Source organism: Flavobacterium sp. WV_118_3 (assembly GCF_039778605.1).
In the GTDB taxonomy this organism is placed as follows: Bacteria; Bacteroidota; Bacteroidia; order Flavobacteriales; family Flavobacteriaceae; genus Flavobacterium.
The window spans coordinates 451,915-468,610 of record NZ_CP156060.1; the positions used below are offsets into that span (position 1 = coordinate 451,915).

Genomic DNA, 16,696 nt, shown 5'->3' on the forward strand with positions numbered 1-16,696 from the left:
GATTGATTTTTTATCGTAAAAAGTTGATGCTTAATGGATACTGGTATTTCTGCCCGTTACTGCTTTTTACCGCGGCATAAATCACCAGAAAAAACTCCATTACTTTTAAAAAGCAGAACAGGAGGATGGCAACTACGGCTACAATTACGATTCCCGAAATATTAGCGGTCGACATTTCGCGGATGATGAGGTCGCTACCGTCAAAATTGCTAAATGAAATGTTTTTAAAAATCGTGTAGAGTAATACCGGTACCGATATTAACAATAGAATTAAAGAATACAATAACATGCTTAATTGGAAATTAAGGGTTTGTTTACCATTGTAATCCACAAATTCGGATTTTTCTTTTTTAAAAGCCCAGATTAATATCGGGAAAAAATAATTCCCGAATGGAATAAAATACTGACTTAAGGTGCTTAGATGCATGATCGTCGCAGTGTTCTTTTCGTTAGTTGTTGTGTTCATACTACTATTGTTTTTTGATTGATGATTGATTCTCGTTTCTATAATACTATTGATTAGCTATTATTTTCTTATGCAAATATATATCTAAAGGATGGTATCTTGTATTGCATAGTACATTAATTTAACTTTTTTTTAACATTTTGAAATTGATGTGATTACGGTGTTTAAAAGGTTAATTGATTTGTAAATCAGGTTTTTATGTTTGAAAATAAGGAGGTGTAGCGTGTGATGCTATAAAAATTGAATAGTCGCCTTATTTTGTAAAAGGCGTTTATACAATATCGGAATTTAGGTTTATACCTTGAATGTATCTGTATTGAATACCGGCATTTCTGCCGGCTTGGTACTGTTCTGGAATGTAGTGTTCTGCAATCAAAAGGAATTTAAGTAGCGTACGCAGTTAAAGAATGGCTATACGAAACCGCTTTTTGCAGTAATTGGATTAGTTGATAAAGTTAAAATCGGACATTTCCAGAGTCTTAGTGTCCTTAATTTTTTGTTTTTTAATAAGATAAAAATAGCCTTCAAAACGAGATACTTTTTTAGGTATCATTTCGGGCTGTTCATCATCAACCAGGTGTTTTTCGATGATATCATTGCCATCGACAAATACAGACGAATAGCGTATGATCTTGTCTTTTGTTTGCCATTCATAGACAGAATAATTGCCTGTCGATTTTCCTTTGTATTTTTTATGCTGACCATAGTTGCTGCTCAGTTGTTTAATTAAGTCTTTTTGCTCTTTTTCGGTTACGATCATTGCAACGGCACAAACAACATAAATCTGATTGTTTTGATCAAGCACAAAACTGACACGATTAAAGGTTTGGTTTTTAAATGCGGCTGCTATATCCCTGTTGGAGGAAACCGTTTGATAAAATTCAGTTCTGATGATTCCCTTTTTAGGATTGTTTTCGTCTATAAAGATGGTGTTTTTTGTAAAGGAATTTGGCGAACCATTTCGGGATGAAAATCGATAAGACTCGTAATCGGTATCGCTTTCATCTCTGTATTTCTCAGGAATAAGAACTTCAATTTTGGTGTTAAAATTAAAGTTCTCTAAATTAATGGGGGCTTCAGCAAGTGACTTCGTTTGGCCATGGCAAAAAATACCTGGAAAAAGTAAACTGAAGAGACATGCTATTTTTAGTTTTGGTATCATTTTGTTAGTGATGATTAAAATTTAGGCTACCATTTAGCAGTTTTGTAAAAGTAAAGAATTTTATTACAGAAGAGTGTGGGGAGCAATTTTTATTTAAGATTTTTAATAAGAAGAATGTCGTGTATAAAGATTGATGGTTATGGAAACTAAAGCAGGATGTATTTTTGAAAGCATAAAAGTCTGTTGTAAATTCAATTCTTTTTTAGATATAGTTTTAATGTGCAAAAAGTAACTTTTGAATTTTATATGAGCGCATAGTATTTTTTGTATTTTTATAGAAAAATAAGGCTTTATGAAATTTACACCTTCAAAATTAAACACCTTCTTATTCTTTAAGTTACCGTCTGCTTTTTGGAGTGGCGTACGTGTTCGGAAAATATCGGAGACTTCCTGCGAAGTAACGGTTAAGCACCGTTGGTTTAATCAAAATCCGTTTAATTCGATGTATTTTGCCGTTCAGGCAATGGCAGCCGAATTGACTACCGGTGCTTTGGTGATGTACCAGATTCAGCTTAGCGGAAAAAAGATTTCGATGCTTGTTGCGAATAATAAAGGTAATTTTTCAAAAAAAGCACGAGGCCGGATTACGTTTGTTTGTAACGATGGTCATCTGATCGAAGAGGCAATTAAAAATACCATTGCTACCGGCGAAGGGCAAACCTTCTGGATGAAATCGATCGGAAGAGACGAAAAAGGAGACCAGGTATCGGAAATGGAGTTTGAATGGAGTGTACGGATTAAGTAATCTTTTAAGGTTGATTTTACTACGTTAAACCTAACTTAAATAACTTTTATATTCCCGATATAGCGTTTAAATTTGTAATAAAATGCTGAAAATGAAAAGAGTGTAAGCTTTATTGTTGTCGGTGTTTTTGAAAAAGAAAGGGTGTATGAAAGTATTAATTACAGGAGCTACCGGTTTAGTAGGTAAGGAATTGGTTGCGTTGCTGTTGCAAAATGGTATTGCGATTCATTATCTCACTACTTCCCGGAAGAAAATTGAAAAAGAATCCTGTTACCACGGGTTTTTCTGGAATCCGGAACAGGGTATTATAGATGAAAACTGCTTGTTGGGAGTGGATGTGATCGTACATCTGGCGGGCGCTTCCATTTCAAAACGATGGACTTCGGCCTATAAAGAAGAAATTATTGAAAGCCGGATTTTGTCGTCCAATCTTTTGTATAAAGTACTCAAAGAAAACCCAAATCAGGTCCGACAAATTATCAGCGCTTCCGCTATCGGAATTTATCCGGATAGCCAAACCATGCTATATAGTGAAGAATCGAAAGAAGTAAGTGATACGTTTCTTGGAAATGTAGTGTTCAAATGGGAAGATGCTGTCGATCAATTCCGTCGACTCAATATAAATGTATGCAAACTCCGTTTTGGATTGGTGTTGTCCGATCAGGGCGGTGTTTTAATGGAAATGCTTAAACCTGTAAAAATGGGAATGGCGTCCGGTTTTGGTTCCGGTAAACAATTTCAGTCCTGGATTCATATTCACGATCTGGCCGATATGATTTATTTTGCAATGGAAAACAACTGGAATGGTGTTTTTAATGCCGTTGCGCCCAATCCCGTAACGAGTCAGGAAATGATAAAAGCAATCGCCGACGCGGTAAATAAAGAGGTGATTCTGCCGAATGCACCTCGTTTTATAATGAAACTCATTCTGGGGGATATGCATATATTGCTGTTCGAAAGTCAGAAGGTGAGTGCGCAAAAAGCGCTGGATAATGGATTTCAGTTTAAATACAAATTCCTCGATAAAGCATTGGACAATCTGTTACGACCATAAAAAAAGTGCTGAAAATATTCAGCACTCCGTAGCATAATTGTAAGATGAAGTAATAATTATTTTGTTGCTTTTACGCTAACTTTTAATTCGATATCGTCATTGATAAATTTGTCTCCTAAATTGTCAAATACAGATTTGGATCCATAATTTACATTCCATAATGTTCGGTTTATTGTAAAAGGCTCACTTTCGATGCTGATACCGTTGGCATCGGCAGTAATAGTAGCCGGGAATTTCACACTTTTCGTGATGTCTTTTAACGTCAGGTTACCTTCAACCATTTTCTTTCCGGCTTCTTCGCTTACTTTGGTAATTTCAAATACCGCTTCCGGATATTTTTTGGTGTTAAAGAAATGATCCACATCGCTTTCTTTTCCAAGACCTTTTAAATGACCTTCCAAACTTGTTTTTTCGTCACCTTTTAAATCGGTTACGGCAATTGATGTCATGTCGATAAAAACCTTTCCGGTTTCAATAACACCATCTTTGGCATATAGTTCACCATTTTTAATGTTGATCGTTCCGGTATGTTTTCCGGTTGGTTTGCTACCTACCCAGTTGATGGAAGATGCTTTGGCATCGACATTAAACTTTACGGCTTCGTTTGACGTAACAGGAGCTTCTACCGTTTCTTTAATCTCTGCTTCATTGGTCGTTTCTTTTTTACAGGAAGCCAGTGATAAAGTCGCTAAAACAAATAAACTTAAAATGCCTTTTTTCATAAAAATAAATTTTTAGTTTCCACAAATCTATCGAAACGAAACGAATAAATTCTTAAAATTATATTAAATTTCGATTACGAATCGCACTAAAAAGCCATTTTTATTGTGCTTCTTGTGGATGGAGATGACCTGTGAATGGCCGGTAAAACCTTGTCTTTTTTGCAGTTAATAACGGTTTTTAAAAAATAGTTGGGTGACAAATTGACATTTTTAAATATTTGGCAATACTTTTGCAACCCAAATTAGCGATACAAACTGAAAAATGTTCAAGAAAATATTTAAAAATATGAGCCAGGACAATACTGAAAACATAGAGAAACAAACAGCACAAGGTGAGAATACAGCAGAAAATCAGGCGATTCCACAACCGGAACTTACTGTTGAAGAACAATTGCAGGAAGAAATAGCGAAAGAAAAAGACAAATTCCTACGATTGTTTGCGGAGTTTGAAAATTATAAAAAACGAACTTCAAAAGAACGATTGGAGCTGTTTAAAACGGCTAATCAGGAAGTTTTACAGGCAATGTTGCCGGTATTGGACGATTTTGACAGAGCTTTGCCGGAAATCGCAAAAAACCTTGGTGACGAAAACCTGACAAAAGGAGTGACGCTGATTTATGATAAGTTAAAATCGACATTAGTGTCGAAAGGCCTTGAAGAAGTAGAACTTAAAGCAGGTGATGCTTTTGATGCGGATTATGCAGAAGCCATTACCCTGATTCCGGCACCGTCGGAAGAATTAAAAGGGAAAATTGTGGATGTTATCGAAAAAGGATACAAACTTGGCGACAAAATTATCCGTTTTCCAAAAGTAGTGGTAGGACAATAAAGCTTAAAAAACAGAAACTCCGGAGGCATTTCAGTGCCTTCGGAGTATTTCAATTGGAATAATTTGGTTTATGAAAAAAGATTTTTACGAAATATTAGGTATTGATAAAAGCGCTTCTCCGGAGCAAATTAAAAAAGCGTACCGAAAAAAAGCGATCGAATATCATCCTGATAAAAATCCGGGCGATAAAGAAGCAGAGGAAAAATTCAAACTGGCTGCCGAAGCGTATGAAGTACTAAGTGATCCTGACAAAAAAGCACGTTATGATCAGTATGGTCATGCGGCCTTTGACGGTGCCGGTGGATTTGGTGGTGGCGGACATATGAATATGGACGACATATTTAGTCAGTTCGGGGATATTTTCGGAAGCGCTTTCGGTGGCGGATTCGGCGGTTTTAGCGGCGGATTCGGTGGCGGTGGCGGACAACGTCGTATGAAAGGGAGTAACCTGCGTATCAAAGTGAAATTAACACTGGAAGAAATCGCAAACGGCGTTGAGAAAAAAGTCAAAGTGAAACGTAAAGTTCAGGCGCAAGGCGTAACCTATAAAACCTGTCCAACCTGTAACGGTTCGGGTCAGGTGACGAAAGTGACCAATACGATTCTGGGCCGAATGCAAACCTCTTCTCCATGTCATACCTGTAGTGGTAGCGGACAAATAATCGATAGTAAACCGTCTAATGCCGATGCACAGGGAATGATTATGGAAGACGAAACAGTATCGATCAAAATTCCGGCCGGAGTAGTAGACGGTATGCAGTTAAAAGTAGCCGGAAAAGGAAACGATGCACCAGGCGGAAACAGCGTTCCGGGCGATTTGATCGTGGCTATCGAAGAGGTGGAGCACGAAAAATTAAAGCGTGAAGGCGAAAACCTGCACTACGATTTGTATATCAGTTTTCCGGAAGCCGCTTTGGGAACCTCAAAAGATATCGATACGGTAAACGGAAAAGTACGTATCAAACTGGAGGAAGGAATACAATCCGGTAAAATCCTCCGATTAAAAGGTAAAGGAATTCCAAGTCTGAACAGTTACGGTAGTGGTGATTTACTGGTACATGTTAATGTATGGACACCGAAAACACTGAACAAAGAACAGAAACAGTTTTTTGAGAAAATGTTGGAAGACGAACACTTTGTCCCGAAACCGGAAAAATCGGATAAATCATTTTTTGAAAAAGTTAAGGACATGTTTTCATAATGATTATAAAAGTTATACTTTTGAAATTCACTAGCTAAGGCTGGTGAATTTCTTTTTCATAGCAATTTTTCCCATCCTTGCGAAAATCAGGGGTGGGTTTTTTTATAAGAATTAATCCTATTTGGTAACTATTTTTTACTTTTACAGAAATCTATAGTCAATCAAATGAGTTCAATCTTAGAGGTTAAAAACGTTGTCAAGCAATATGGTGACTACACGGCTTTAAACAGCGTTTCTTTAAAAGTTCCCAAAGGAAGTATATACGGACTGTTAGGTCCGAATGGTGCCGGAAAAACATCCCTGATCCGGATTATTAACCAAATTACCATGCCCGATAGTGGCGAGGTTATTCTCGACGGTGAAAAATTAGCACCACACCACGTACAACATATCGGTTATATGCCCGAAGAAAGAGGGTTGTATAAAACCATGAAAGTGGGCGAGCAGGCGTTATACCTGGCACAGTTAAAAGGACTTTCGAAAGCGGAAGCTAAAAAACAACTGCAATATTGGTTCGAAAAACTGGAAATCGAGGGATGGTGGAACAAAAAAATCCAGGAGCTTTCCAAAGGTATGGCGCAGAAAATTCAGTTTGTGGTAACGGTGTTGCACCAACCAAAATTGTTGATTTTTGATGAGCCTTTTTCCGGTTTTGACCCGGTGAATGCCAATATTATCAAAGATGAAATCCTCGAATTAAAGAAAAAAGGATCCACCATTATTTTTTCAACGCACCGTATGGAAAGTGTGGAAGAAATGTGCGACGATATTGCATTGATTCATAAATCGAATAAACTGATCGAAGGAAAATTGATCGATGTAAAAAAAGAACACCGGACCAATGCTTTCGAAGTAGGAATTTTATCCGATAATATCGAACGGCTGATGTACGAACTGACACAACAATTTACGCTGGAGCAAACTAATTTTAAATCACTTAACGACGAATTAAAACTGGAAGTGCAACTCGGAAACGGAACGCCGAATGCGTTGTTAAACATTTTAACCCAAAATGGACAGGTAACCCATTTCGTGGAAAAAATACCAAGTGTAAACGATATTTTTATTCAAACTGTAAGCCGTAAATAATGAGCGTTTTATCCCTAATCATAAAAAGAGAGTTTATCGCCAAGGTGCGTAATAAATCATTTATCGTGATGACGTTCCTGAGTCCGTTGCTAATCGTGGGAATGTCATTTCTGATTGGCTATTTGGTCAATATGAATAATGCAGAAGTCAAAAAAGTAGCGATACACGACGAATCCGGAATCTTTAAAAAAGATTTCAAGGACACAGAGAAAACCGTATATGTGGATTTGTCGGCAATGCCACTACAGGTCGCAAAAGATACGGCCAGTAAAAGTTACGAAGGATTGATCTACATTCCGAAAGTAAACAACCCAAAAGAATTGCTGACGAAGGTAGAATATATCTCAGACGACAGTCCAAGTATGGATTTTATCATGAGTATGGAAGAAGTAATTGATCATCAGTTAACGCAGAACAACCTGAAAGAACTGGGATTTGATTATGATAAAATCGAAAAAGCCAAAACCAATGCCAGTATTCACCTGACGAAGTTTTCAGGCGAAGATAGTATTAAAGGACTAAACGAGATCAAAATTGTCATTGGTTCGGCCTTTGGCTACCTGATTATGATGTTTATCATCATTTATGGTAACTTTGTAATGCGCAGTGTGATTGAGGAAAAAACCAACCGTATTATCGAAATTATCATTTCGTCGGTAAAACCGTTCCAACTAATGCTTGGTAAAATTATCGGGAATTCACTGGCGGGACTTTTACAGTTTACGATTTGGGCGATTGTGGGGATTACGTTGCTTGTTGGTGTGGCGTCCTTTTTTGGCGTTCAAACCGGAGCGCAGGCTTCGATCAATCCGGAAATGATCAATGCTGCACAACAGGAAATGGGCGGAACTGTTCAAACGTATATCAGCGAGATATTCAAGCTCCCGTTAGGAACATTGGTAACTTGTTTTATCATTTATTTTATCGGTGGCTACTTTTTATATAGCTCGCTATATGCTGCTATCGGTGCTGCCGTCGACAGTGAAACGGATTCGCAGCAGTTCCTGTTACCGATCATTATGCCAATGATGTTAGGCGTATATGTTGGTTTCTTTACCGTAATGAACGATCCGCATGGAACCGTAGCAACCGTGTTTTCGTTTATACCGTTAACCTCGCCAATCGTGATGCTAATGCGTATTCCGTTTGATGTGCCATGGTGGCAATTGGTCATTTCGATTACGCTATTATTCGGAACGTTCCTGTTGGTGGTATGGTTTGCCTCCAAAATTTATAGAGTGGGAATTCTGATGTACGGTAAAAAACCAACCTGGAAAGAATTATACAAATGGCTTAAATATTAGCAAATACTATGCTGGAACATGTAAAGAATATATTGGGATTTCGGCTGATCGACACCAAAAGCATCGATTTTTCGGTGTTCGATCTGCTCGTCCTGATCTTTGCTTTTATGTTCACCGGGATTATACTGCGGATTATCTTCCGGATTATAATCAAAAAAATACCCGAACAGGATAAAAATAAATTTGTAGGCGTATTTCAGTTTTTTAAGTATATCGCCTACATATTTGTGGTGATGTTCACGCTGCATGCTTCCGGTGTCAATATGAACGTTTTCTTAACGGCTTCGGCAGCGTTGTTTGTTGGAATCGGACTGGCGTTACAAACCTTTTTTCAGGATATTATTTCCGGAATTTTGATGATATTGGATCAGTCGTTACATGTGGGCGATGTTATCGAAGTGGATGGAAAAGTCGGAAAAGTAACCGAAATCCGTTTGCGTACCACCCGGGCTGTAACCCGTAACGACAGGGTTATGATTATTCCGAACCATCAGTTTATGAGTGAAACGCTTTTTAACTGGACACAAAATAACAGTACGAACCGCGAACAGGTAACTGTTGGTGTAGCCTATGGCAGCGATGTGCAACTGGTTAAAAAATTACTGGAAGACTGTGTTCGGGAAACGGAAGGGGTAGTGGTTGATGAAGGAATTACCGTCCTTTTTCAGGATTTTGGCGATTCGTCTCTGGATTTTGCCGTGAGTTTTTCGGTTAGCGATGGCATGAAAAGTCCTAAGATCCAAAGTGAAATCCGATTTAAAATTGATGCTGTTTTCCGACAACATAATATTAGCATACCATTCCCGCAACGGGAAATTACAATCCTGAACCGCTAAATTGTTTTTTTGGAACAGGAGTTTAGCATAAACTTCACAAACTTTGTTTTGCTTTTTGTTATTTTAGCAAACGATAACTTTCAAATACGGTCGATAATGCCCAAAATACTAATCATAGAAGACGAAGCAGCCATCAGAAGAGTCTTGTCCAAAATACTTTCAGAAGAAAACGATACTTACAAAGTAGAAGAAGCGGAAGATGGATTACAGGGATTGGAAAAAATCAAAAATGAAGATTACGATCTGGTACTGTGCGATATTAAAATGCCGAAAATGGATGGAGAAGAAGTACTGGAAGCCGTAAAAAAAATAAAACCCGAAATCCCAATGGTGATGATCTCCGGTCATGGCGATTTGGAAACGGCTGTAAATACCATGCGTTTGGGCGCTTTCGATTATATCTCCAAACCACCCGATTTAAACCGTTTATTAAATACGGTTCGCAATGCTTTGGATCGTAAAAAACTCGTGATCGAAAATAAAATACTGAAGAAAAAAGTCAGTAAAAATTATGAAATGGTCGGAAATAGCGATGCAATCAATCAGATTAAAGACATGATCGATAAAGTTGCGCCTACTGAAGCCAGAGTATTGATCACCGGACCAAACGGAACCGGTAAGGAACTTGTGGCGCATCAGTTACACGAAAAAAGCGAGCGTTCAACTGCACCGCTAATCGAAGTGAACTGTGCCGCCATTCCGTCGGAATTGATCGAAAGTGAATTGTTTGGTCATGTTAAAGGCGCTTTTACATCGGCGGTTAAAGATCGCGCCGGAAAGTTTGAAGCAGCCGATAAAGGAACAATCTTCCTGGATGAGATCGGAGATATGAGTTTGTCGGCTCAGGCTAAAGTATTACGGGCGTTACAGGAAAATATGATCACAAGAGTTGGCGCGGATAAAGATATCAAAGTGGATGTACGTGTTGTAGCCGCCACCAATAAAGATCTGAAAAAGGAAATTGAAGAAGGACGTTTCCGTGAAGATTTATACCATCGTTTGGCGGTTATTTTGATCAAGGTACCGGCATTAAACGATCGACGTGAAGATATTCCGTTATTGGTGACACATTTCGCCGAAAAAATAGCTTCCGAACAGGGAAGTACCTGTAAAAAGTTTTCGGCTCAGGCGATTAAACTATTACAGGAATACGATTGGACCGGGAATATCCGGGAACTTCGAAATGTAATCGAACGATTGATCATATTGGGAGGCGCTGAGATTTCTGAAAATGACGTAAAAATGTTTGCAAGTAAATAATATAAAAGACAGGGAAACCGGTTCTTTTTTAGGGATTATTATATGAAATTAAAAAAAATAGACGAAAAACTGGCGCAGGCTTTGGTGGAAAACGGTATTACCGAGCCTAACGAAATCCAGAAGGAGTGTTTCGGAACGTTGAAAAGTGGTGCCGATGCAGTGGTGATCATGCCGGATAATGGTGGGAAATCCACAACAATTGTATATACCGTAATTCAGAAACTGGAAAAAGCAGAAGGCGAATCCACACGGGCGATGGTTATCGTGAAAGACAAAGAAGAAGTGTTGAAAATGGTCGATTTGTTCCGTAAACTCGGAAATTACCATAACCTTCGTGTTTTTGGAGCGCACGACAAAGGGGATATCGATTACGATAAAAACCAGATTTCATTGGGCGTGGATATTTTGGTTGGGACACCCCATAAAATAAACGCAATGTTTTCTTCGGCCGGATTTAACATTAACACGGTAAAGTTATTTATCGTGGATGATGCCGACGAAATATTCCGTTTGCGTCAGGATGCGATAATTTTGCGATTGTCGAATAGTATCGAAAAAACGCAACGGGTGTTTTTTGCACATGCCTTGACGGAACGTGTCGAAGCATTGGCCGACAAGACCATGATCGAACCGTATTTATTCGGGTTGGAGGAATACGGAGAAGAAGCCGAAGACGAAAATCTATATATCTAAACTGATAAAAAGCCGGTAGTTACCGGCTTTTTATTTCCAAAAACTTACAGGAAATTCCACACGAACTGTCTAATAAAAAACTATCTTTGCGCCTTAAAATTAAAAGGCATACAACCATACCATGATTACAGTTAACGATATTTCGGTGCAGTTTGGAGGTACAACATTATTTAGTGATGTGACTTTCGCCATCAATGAAAATGACAAAATCGCCTTAATGGGGAAAAACGGAGCGGGTAAATCGACTTTGTTAAAGATTATTGCTGGTGTAAATAAACCGTCTACTGGAGCGATATCGGCACCAAAAGAAGCCGTGATAGCCTATTTGCCACAGCATTTGCTAACAAAGGATGACGCAACAGTTTTTGAAGAAACCTCAAAAGCATTTGCCGCGATTTTTGCAATGAAAACCGAAATCGATGACCTGAATGAGCAACTGACCGTTCGTACCGATTACGAAAGTGATGAGTATATGAAGTTGATCGAAAGGGTTTCGGAAGTAAGCGAAAAATTCTATTCGATCGAAGAGGTGAATTATGAAGCGGAAGTTGAAAAAGTATTAAAAGGATTGGGGTTTGTTCGCGAGGATTTTAACCGTCCGACATCCGAATTTAGTGGTGGATGGCGTATGCGAATCGAACTGGCTAAAATATTATTACAAAAACCGGATTTAATTCTGTTGGATGAGCCAACCAACCACATGGATATCGAAAGTATTCAATGGTTGGAAGATTTCTTGATCAATTCGGCTAAAGCGGTAATGGTTATTTCCCACGACCGTGCTTTTGTCGACAATATCACCAATCGTACAATCGAAGTAACGATGGGACGTATTTACGATTATAAAGCCAAATATTCTGATTATCTGGAGTTGCGTAAAGACCGACGAATTCACCAGCAAAAGGCTTACGATGAGCAACAAAAAATGATTGCCGAAACGCAGGAATTTATCGATCGTTTTAAAGGGACCTATTCCAAAACCTTACAGGTACAGTCGCGGGTAAAAATGCTTGAAAAACTGGAACTGGTTGAAGTGGATGAAGTGGATACTTCGGCATTACGCCTGAAATTCCCACCGTCGCCACGTTCGGGGCAATATCCGGTTGTAGTGGAAGAACTTTCAAAATCGTATGGTGATCATGTGGTGTTTAAAAATGCCGGTATGGTGATCGAACGCGGACAGAAAGTAGCCTTTGTAGGAAAGAACGGAGAAGGAAAATCGACGATGATCAAAGCTATTATGAAGGAGATCGATTTCGAAGGAAAACTGGAAGTGGGACACAATGTGAAAGTGGGGTATTTCGCTCAGAATCAGGCGTCGTTATTAGATGAGAATCTAACGGTTTTTGAAACAATCGATCATATCGCGGTAGGAGATATCCGTACCAAAATCAAAGATTTATTAGGGGCTTTTATGTTTAGCGGTGATAATACCACGAAAAAAGTAAAAGTATTATCCGGAGGTGAAAAAACACGTTTGGCGATGATCAAGTTATTATTGGAGCCGGTTAACGTATTGATTCTGGATGAGCCAACAAACCACCTGGATATGAAAACCAAAGATATCATCAAGGATGCCTTAAAAGATTTCGACGGAACCTTGATTCTGGTGTCCCACGACAGGGACTTTTTGGACGGATTGGCAACCAAAGTATTTGAGTTTGGAAACAAACGTGTACGGGAGCATTTCGAAGATATCAAAGGATTCCTGGAATTTAAGAAAATGGAAAACCTTAGGGAAATTGAAAAATAAAAAAAGAGCGGTAGATACCGCTCTTTTTTTATTTTGTTACAATTCCACACCTGTCAGGTGTTTTATCAGGGACTCATTTTATTCATCCCGAAAGTACGGCTTTGCGTTTAAAATACAGTGCTACATAGGAAGCAATTCCGCAAATCACGGCAATTAGAACCATATTCCGGATCGCACTTACCGTTTGGGATAAATCACCATTCTCGATAATCAGAATACGAAACGCTTTTAAGAAATGCGTAAGCGGAATGACATCGGCGACACATTGTACCCAAAATGGCATCTGACTTAGCGGCCATGTAAAGCCACTCAAAATAAAGCTTGGTGTGGCAATGACCATTAGGATTTCGGTGGCTTTAAGCTGGTTCGGAATCAGGATACTGACCAAAATACCGATAAAGCAAACCGCGATCACAAAAATACCGGCTACAAAAGTAAGTGGTCCTAAATTATCGAAAAACGGAATACGGAACCATAGGGTAAACAACCAGTATAAAATCCATAAACCAAAACTCATAATCAGATACGGAACAATTTTTATCGTGATCAGTTTTACTAAAGACGGACATTTTTGTACCAATTCTTTAAACGTTCCGTTTTCATATTCCGATGCAAACGATAAGGCGAGTCCCAACAATAATACCTGTTGTAAAACCGTAGCCAAAACACCTGGCCATAAGAAATACATATAGTTGGTACTGCGGTTGTATTTTTTGATAAACGTGGTGCGGAATGGCTCGTATTGCGTCATCACGAGGCTTTCCGGAGTCCCTTGTTTGCGTAATGTTTCAATTTGTACACCGGCTTTCAGGGTGCCGAGGCAAACCTGTAAAGCGGTTGAGGCATAATTGGCCGTAAGTACGTTGGAAGTATTGACTATCGTGACGATTTCAGGATACTTTTTGGTCAGTACCATTTTTTCAAAACCTTTGGGGATTAATACCACACAGGTGGCTTCCTTGTCGATCGCAATTTGGGATAAATTCTTCTGATCATATAAGGTCGCGGCGATGTTCAGTACTTCGTTATCCTGAAACATCTGTATCGCCTTGGCGCTCATTTCACTGCGATCTTCGTCTACAACCACGATGGGTAAATCGGTTACTTTTCCTTTGCCGTATACATAACCCAGCAAGATACCATAGAGCAATGGTGCTCCGATAAATAATAAACGGAGGACTTTGTTCTGCCAGAAAAAGCGAAATTCTCTTTTTATCAGTGATCCGAAATTTTCCATAGGCTTATAGTGCTAAAGTGACGGTGGTTTTGGTAATCAGGTCTTTGGATGCATTGGTGTCGATAGGCGTGATTTTGATCTCAAACAAACTTTCCTGCATTTCATAATCCGGGTAGGCGGTTGCAATGTTTCCGTAGGCTCCCAATTGTTTGATCGTGGTCACTTTGCCTTTAAAATCCTGCTTTTTATACGGTACATAAACGGATAATTCCTGTCCTTTTTTGACTTTATCCAATTGGCTTTCCGGTAGTGTAAATCGGAAATACAACGAATTGTCAACATAACCGTTAAACAAGGTATAACCGGGTAATGCCAATTCACCTACACTCAATGTGATTGTCTCGATACTCATATCCTGTGGTGCGATGACATACCGCTCTTTATCGGCGGTTTCTACTTCTTTGAGTGCACCCAAAGCACGATCCTGTTGTCCTAGAGCCATGGTTTGTTGTTCGATTCGTGCCCCTTTTTTGGCATCGTCCAGTTCGGCTTGTACGGCTATATATTGGGATTGTGCGCCCTGGTATTTGGCAAAAGCTTCGTCATAGGTTTGTTGGGAAACCAGTGAGTCTTTTAGCATATTGCTCAATCTACGAATGGATTTTTGGGCAAAATCATATTGTTCTTTCAGGGCTTTTTGCTTAGCTTCCAATTGTTTGATCTGGTTATCTGTCGCGCCTTTAACGGCCATATTGTATTGCGCTTTAGCCGAAATAACGGCACCTTCGGCCTGACTTTTTTTAGCGTCAACTTCCGGGATATCCAGTATGGCCAACGTATCGCCTTTATGAACCAGGTCGCCTTCTTTGACAAATATTTTGACAAGCTTACCCGGAACTTTGCTCACAACGGCAATCTGTTCTTTTTCGACCTTCCCTTGTATCTTTTTGTCGTTTTCGGGCTTATTACATCCAATAAGTAAGGAAACTGAGGCTAGTAGCGTAAGTGTATGTTTCATAATGCTGGTTTTATTTGGATAAATAATTGGTAAGTTCGCCGGTTGCGATCACGGTTTCGATGGCCGACAGACGTTGTTCGATTAAAGTACTGACTTTATTTAATGAAGCTTTATACATATCGTTTTCGGCTTCCAGACGTTCGGAAATATTGATAAGCCCTTCTTTGTATTGTTTGATAGCCAGATTCAGGTTGTTTCGGGCTACTTTTTCCTGTTGATCGGCGATTTCCGTTTTCTGATTCAAAACGGTATAATTGGCATAATTGTTTTCCAATAACAATTGTAACTTTTCTTTGGTATCGTCAATTTGATTTTGAACCTGTTCGATGTTGATTTTCGCTTCGTGAACCTTGTGTTTTCGTTCGAAACCACTAAAAATTTCCCATTTTAAAGCCGCACCAATAATCCAGTTCTGACTAATGGTAAGTTCGTTCAAGCCTAAATTTAGCGGTTGACCGAATATCGGAAGCGGCGGTGTGGTCGCATTCGCATCAAATAAACTGGAATAGGTAACGCCTCCAAATGCGCCTAAAGTCGGTAGGAAGGTTCCTTTTTCTTTTTTCAGGGCATATTCATATGCCGATTTAAACGATTCGAGTGCTTTGATTTCCTGCTTGTTGTCAGCTGTCAGATTTTGACTGATCAAATACGGAGCCAGTTGGTACTGTACGTTTTTGATTTCTTCATTTGAATAACCGGTCAGGTAACTTATTTTTTTGAGTACGACTTTGCGTTTTCCTTCCATTTCGATTCTTTTGGACGAAAGTTCCAGTGTGGCCAGTTTTATTTTATCCCGATCATACGGGATAGCCAATCCTTGTTCAATAGCTTTTGTTACGCGTAAAGTCTCAGCATTTAAACGTTTCTCGCTGTCGTTGATCAGGCGTTCGACTTCGTCCAGAAGTGCCAGCTGATCAAAAGTGTTAATCACGTCTTTTACGATACCGTCTTTTTCCGATTCCGTTAAGTAGGCGGTTCCGATCGCTTTTTGTTCGATCGCTTTCGCACCGTTTGGAATCTGAAGTCCACTAAAGAGTACTGTTTTGGCCATAACACCGCCATGAAAAATATTTCCGTAGTTGTCAAAGGAAGTCTTACCATCCAATAACGGATAATTGGCAACCGTAACCGTAGGTAAATCGATGGTCATCCGGTTGTCGAAATATAGATACATCGCCGTAGCTTCTACCGTTGGGATGTATTTATTCCAGATACTCTTTTTTTGCAGATTTAGTTTTTCGATTTCCAGTTCTTTGTTTTTTACCGAACTGCTCTTTGCCAATGCTTTTTGTATCGCATCGTCCAGTGAAGCCGAAACCGCTATCTGCGAATAGCCTTCCGCCAGACAAAAGAGTGAAATCAAAGAGAGTAGTACGTGTTTTTTCAT

General features: G+C 39.1%; 16 protein-coding genes. 10 read left to right on the top strand and 6 right to left on the bottom strand.

The features are described 5' to 3' along the window. Nucleotides 1–10: 10 nt before the first annotated feature. On the bottom strand, nucleotides 11–466 hold the full coding sequence (locus ABFU83_RS02100) for a DUF4870 domain-containing protein (protein ID WP_347068532.1): 456 nt from the start codon (nucleotides 464–466) through the stop codon (nucleotides 11–13). 442 nt (nucleotides 467–908) lie between these two features. Further along, nucleotides 909–1,628, bottom strand: coding sequence for a hypothetical protein (locus tag ABFU83_RS02105; RefSeq protein ID WP_347068534.1), 720 nt, complete (start codon nucleotides 1,626–1,628; stop codon nucleotides 909–911). 292 nt (nucleotides 1,629–1,920) lie between these two features. Between ABFU83_RS02105 and ABFU83_RS02110 the strand changes: the two genes are divergently transcribed. Further along, on the top strand, nucleotides 1,921–2,373 hold the full coding sequence (locus tag ABFU83_RS02110; protein WP_347068536.1) for a DUF4442 domain-containing protein: 453 nt from the start codon (nucleotides 1,921–1,923) through the stop codon (nucleotides 2,371–2,373). 145 nt (nucleotides 2,374–2,518) lie between these two features. Next, nucleotides 2,519–3,427 (top strand): TIGR01777 family oxidoreductase, encoded by a 909-nt coding sequence (locus tag ABFU83_RS02115; RefSeq protein ID WP_347068538.1) that lies wholly within the window; start codon nucleotides 2,519–2,521, stop codon nucleotides 3,425–3,427. Between the two features lie 56 nt (nucleotides 3,428–3,483). Here the strand turns inward: ABFU83_RS02115 and ABFU83_RS02120 are convergent, their stop codons facing one another. After that, entirely contained in the window at nucleotides 3,484–4,149 is a 666-nt protein-coding gene (locus tag ABFU83_RS02120; protein WP_347068540.1) for a YceI family protein, read from the bottom strand. 262 nt (nucleotides 4,150–4,411) lie between these two features. Between ABFU83_RS02120 and ABFU83_RS02125 the strand changes: the two genes are divergently transcribed. The 8 genes from ABFU83_RS02125 to ABFU83_RS02160 all read left to right on the top strand — a co-directional run bounded on the left by ABFU83_RS02125 (nucleotide 4,412) and on the right by ABFU83_RS02160 (nucleotide 13,114). Beyond that, the gene (locus ABFU83_RS02125; protein ID WP_347068541.1) at nucleotides 4,412–4,978 is read left to right on the top strand and encodes a nucleotide exchange factor GrpE; all 567 of its coding nucleotides are present in this window, start codon (nucleotides 4,412–4,414) and stop codon (nucleotides 4,976–4,978) included. A 70-nt stretch (nucleotides 4,979–5,048) separates the two neighbouring features. Then, nucleotides 5,049–6,179, top strand: coding sequence for a molecular chaperone DnaJ (gene dnaJ, locus ABFU83_RS02130; RefSeq protein WP_347068543.1), 1,131 nt, complete (start codon nucleotides 5,049–5,051; stop codon nucleotides 6,177–6,179). A 165-nt stretch (nucleotides 6,180–6,344) separates the two neighbouring features. Then, nucleotides 6,345–7,268 (top strand): ABC transporter ATP-binding protein, encoded by a 924-nt coding sequence (locus tag ABFU83_RS02135; protein WP_347068545.1) that lies wholly within the window; start codon nucleotides 6,345–6,347, stop codon nucleotides 7,266–7,268. Further along, nucleotides 7,268–8,572, top strand: coding sequence for an ABC transporter permease (locus tag ABFU83_RS02140; RefSeq protein ID WP_347068547.1), 1,305 nt, complete (start codon nucleotides 7,268–7,270; stop codon nucleotides 8,570–8,572). The genes ABFU83_RS02135 and ABFU83_RS02140 overlap by 1 nt, the downstream gene beginning before the upstream one ends. A gap of 8 nt (nucleotides 8,573–8,580) precedes the next feature. Then, nucleotides 8,581–9,408, top strand: a complete 828-nt coding sequence (locus ABFU83_RS02145; RefSeq protein ID WP_347068549.1) for a mechanosensitive ion channel domain-containing protein — start codon at nucleotides 8,581–8,583, stop codon at nucleotides 9,406–9,408. A 96-nt stretch (nucleotides 9,409–9,504) separates the two neighbouring features. Continuing rightward, entirely contained in the window at nucleotides 9,505–10,668 is a 1,164-nt protein-coding gene (locus tag ABFU83_RS02150) for a sigma-54 dependent transcriptional regulator (protein ID WP_136403330.1), read from the top strand. A gap of 42 nt (nucleotides 10,669–10,710) precedes the next feature. Next, the gene (locus tag ABFU83_RS02155) at nucleotides 10,711–11,361 is read left to right on the top strand and encodes a DEAD/DEAH box helicase (RefSeq protein WP_136403329.1); all 651 of its coding nucleotides are present in this window, start codon (nucleotides 10,711–10,713) and stop codon (nucleotides 11,359–11,361) included. A 121-nt stretch (nucleotides 11,362–11,482) separates the two neighbouring features. Next, nucleotides 11,483–13,114: an ABC-F family ATP-binding cassette domain-containing protein gene (locus ABFU83_RS02160; protein ID WP_347068552.1), complete on the top strand. Its 1,632-nt coding sequence runs from the start codon at nucleotides 11,483–11,485 to the stop codon at nucleotides 13,112–13,114. An 82-nt stretch (nucleotides 13,115–13,196) separates the two neighbouring features. Here ABFU83_RS02160 and ABFU83_RS02165 read toward each other — a convergent pair whose 3' ends face one another. From ABFU83_RS02165 to ABFU83_RS02175, 3 genes are read right to left on the bottom strand one after another with little or no spacing between them, the layout of a single operon-like run. Next, nucleotides 13,197–14,351, bottom strand: a complete 1,155-nt coding sequence (locus ABFU83_RS02165; RefSeq protein ID WP_347068554.1) for an ABC transporter permease — start codon at nucleotides 14,349–14,351, stop codon at nucleotides 13,197–13,199. A gap of 4 nt (nucleotides 14,352–14,355) precedes the next feature. After that, nucleotides 14,356–15,309, bottom strand: a complete 954-nt coding sequence (locus ABFU83_RS02170) for an HlyD family secretion protein (protein WP_136403326.1) — start codon at nucleotides 15,307–15,309, stop codon at nucleotides 14,356–14,358. Nucleotides 15,310–15,319: 10 nt separating this feature from the next. Continuing rightward, complete coding sequence (locus ABFU83_RS02175; RefSeq protein ID WP_347068556.1) at nucleotides 15,320–16,696, bottom strand: TolC family protein; 1,377 nt, start codon at nucleotides 16,694–16,696, stop codon at nucleotides 15,320–15,322.

Coding starts and splice junctions, on each gene's coding strand:
- ABFU83_RS02100 (WP_347068532.1), bottom strand. CDS start 466: ATGAACACAACAACTAACGAAAAGAACACTGCGACGATCATGCATCTA.
- ABFU83_RS02105 (WP_347068534.1), bottom strand. CDS start 1,628: ATGATACCAAAACTAAAAATAGCATGTCTCTTCAGTTTACTTTTTCCA.
- ABFU83_RS02110 (WP_347068536.1), top strand. CDS start 1,921: ATGAAATTTACACCTTCAAAATTAAACACCTTCTTATTCTTTAAGTTA.
- ABFU83_RS02115 (WP_347068538.1), top strand. CDS start 2,519: ATGAAAGTATTAATTACAGGAGCTACCGGTTTAGTAGGTAAGGAATTG.
- ABFU83_RS02120 (WP_347068540.1), bottom strand. CDS start 4,149: ATGAAAAAAGGCATTTTAAGTTTATTTGTTTTAGCGACTTTATCACTG.
- ABFU83_RS02125 (WP_347068541.1), top strand. CDS start 4,412: ATGTTCAAGAAAATATTTAAAAATATGAGCCAGGACAATACTGAAAAC.
- dnaJ (WP_347068543.1), top strand. CDS start 5,049: ATGAAAAAAGATTTTTACGAAATATTAGGTATTGATAAAAGCGCTTCT.
- ABFU83_RS02135 (WP_347068545.1), top strand. CDS start 6,345: ATGAGTTCAATCTTAGAGGTTAAAAACGTTGTCAAGCAATATGGTGAC.
- ABFU83_RS02140 (WP_347068547.1), top strand. CDS start 7,268: ATGAGCGTTTTATCCCTAATCATAAAAAGAGAGTTTATCGCCAAGGTG.
- ABFU83_RS02145 (WP_347068549.1), top strand. CDS start 8,581: ATGCTGGAACATGTAAAGAATATATTGGGATTTCGGCTGATCGACACC.
- ABFU83_RS02150 (WP_136403330.1), top strand. CDS start 9,505: ATGCCCAAAATACTAATCATAGAAGACGAAGCAGCCATCAGAAGAGTC.
- ABFU83_RS02155 (WP_136403329.1), top strand. CDS start 10,711: ATGAAATTAAAAAAAATAGACGAAAAACTGGCGCAGGCTTTGGTGGAA.
- ABFU83_RS02160 (WP_347068552.1), top strand. CDS start 11,483: ATGATTACAGTTAACGATATTTCGGTGCAGTTTGGAGGTACAACATTA.
- ABFU83_RS02165 (WP_347068554.1), bottom strand. CDS start 14,351: ATGGAAAATTTCGGATCACTGATAAAAAGAGAATTTCGCTTTTTCTGG.
- ABFU83_RS02170 (WP_136403326.1), bottom strand. CDS start 15,309: ATGAAACATACACTTACGCTACTAGCCTCAGTTTCCTTACTTATTGGA.
- ABFU83_RS02175 (WP_347068556.1), bottom strand. CDS start 16,696: ATGAAAAAACACGTACTACTCTCTTTGATTTCACTCTTTTGTCTGGCG.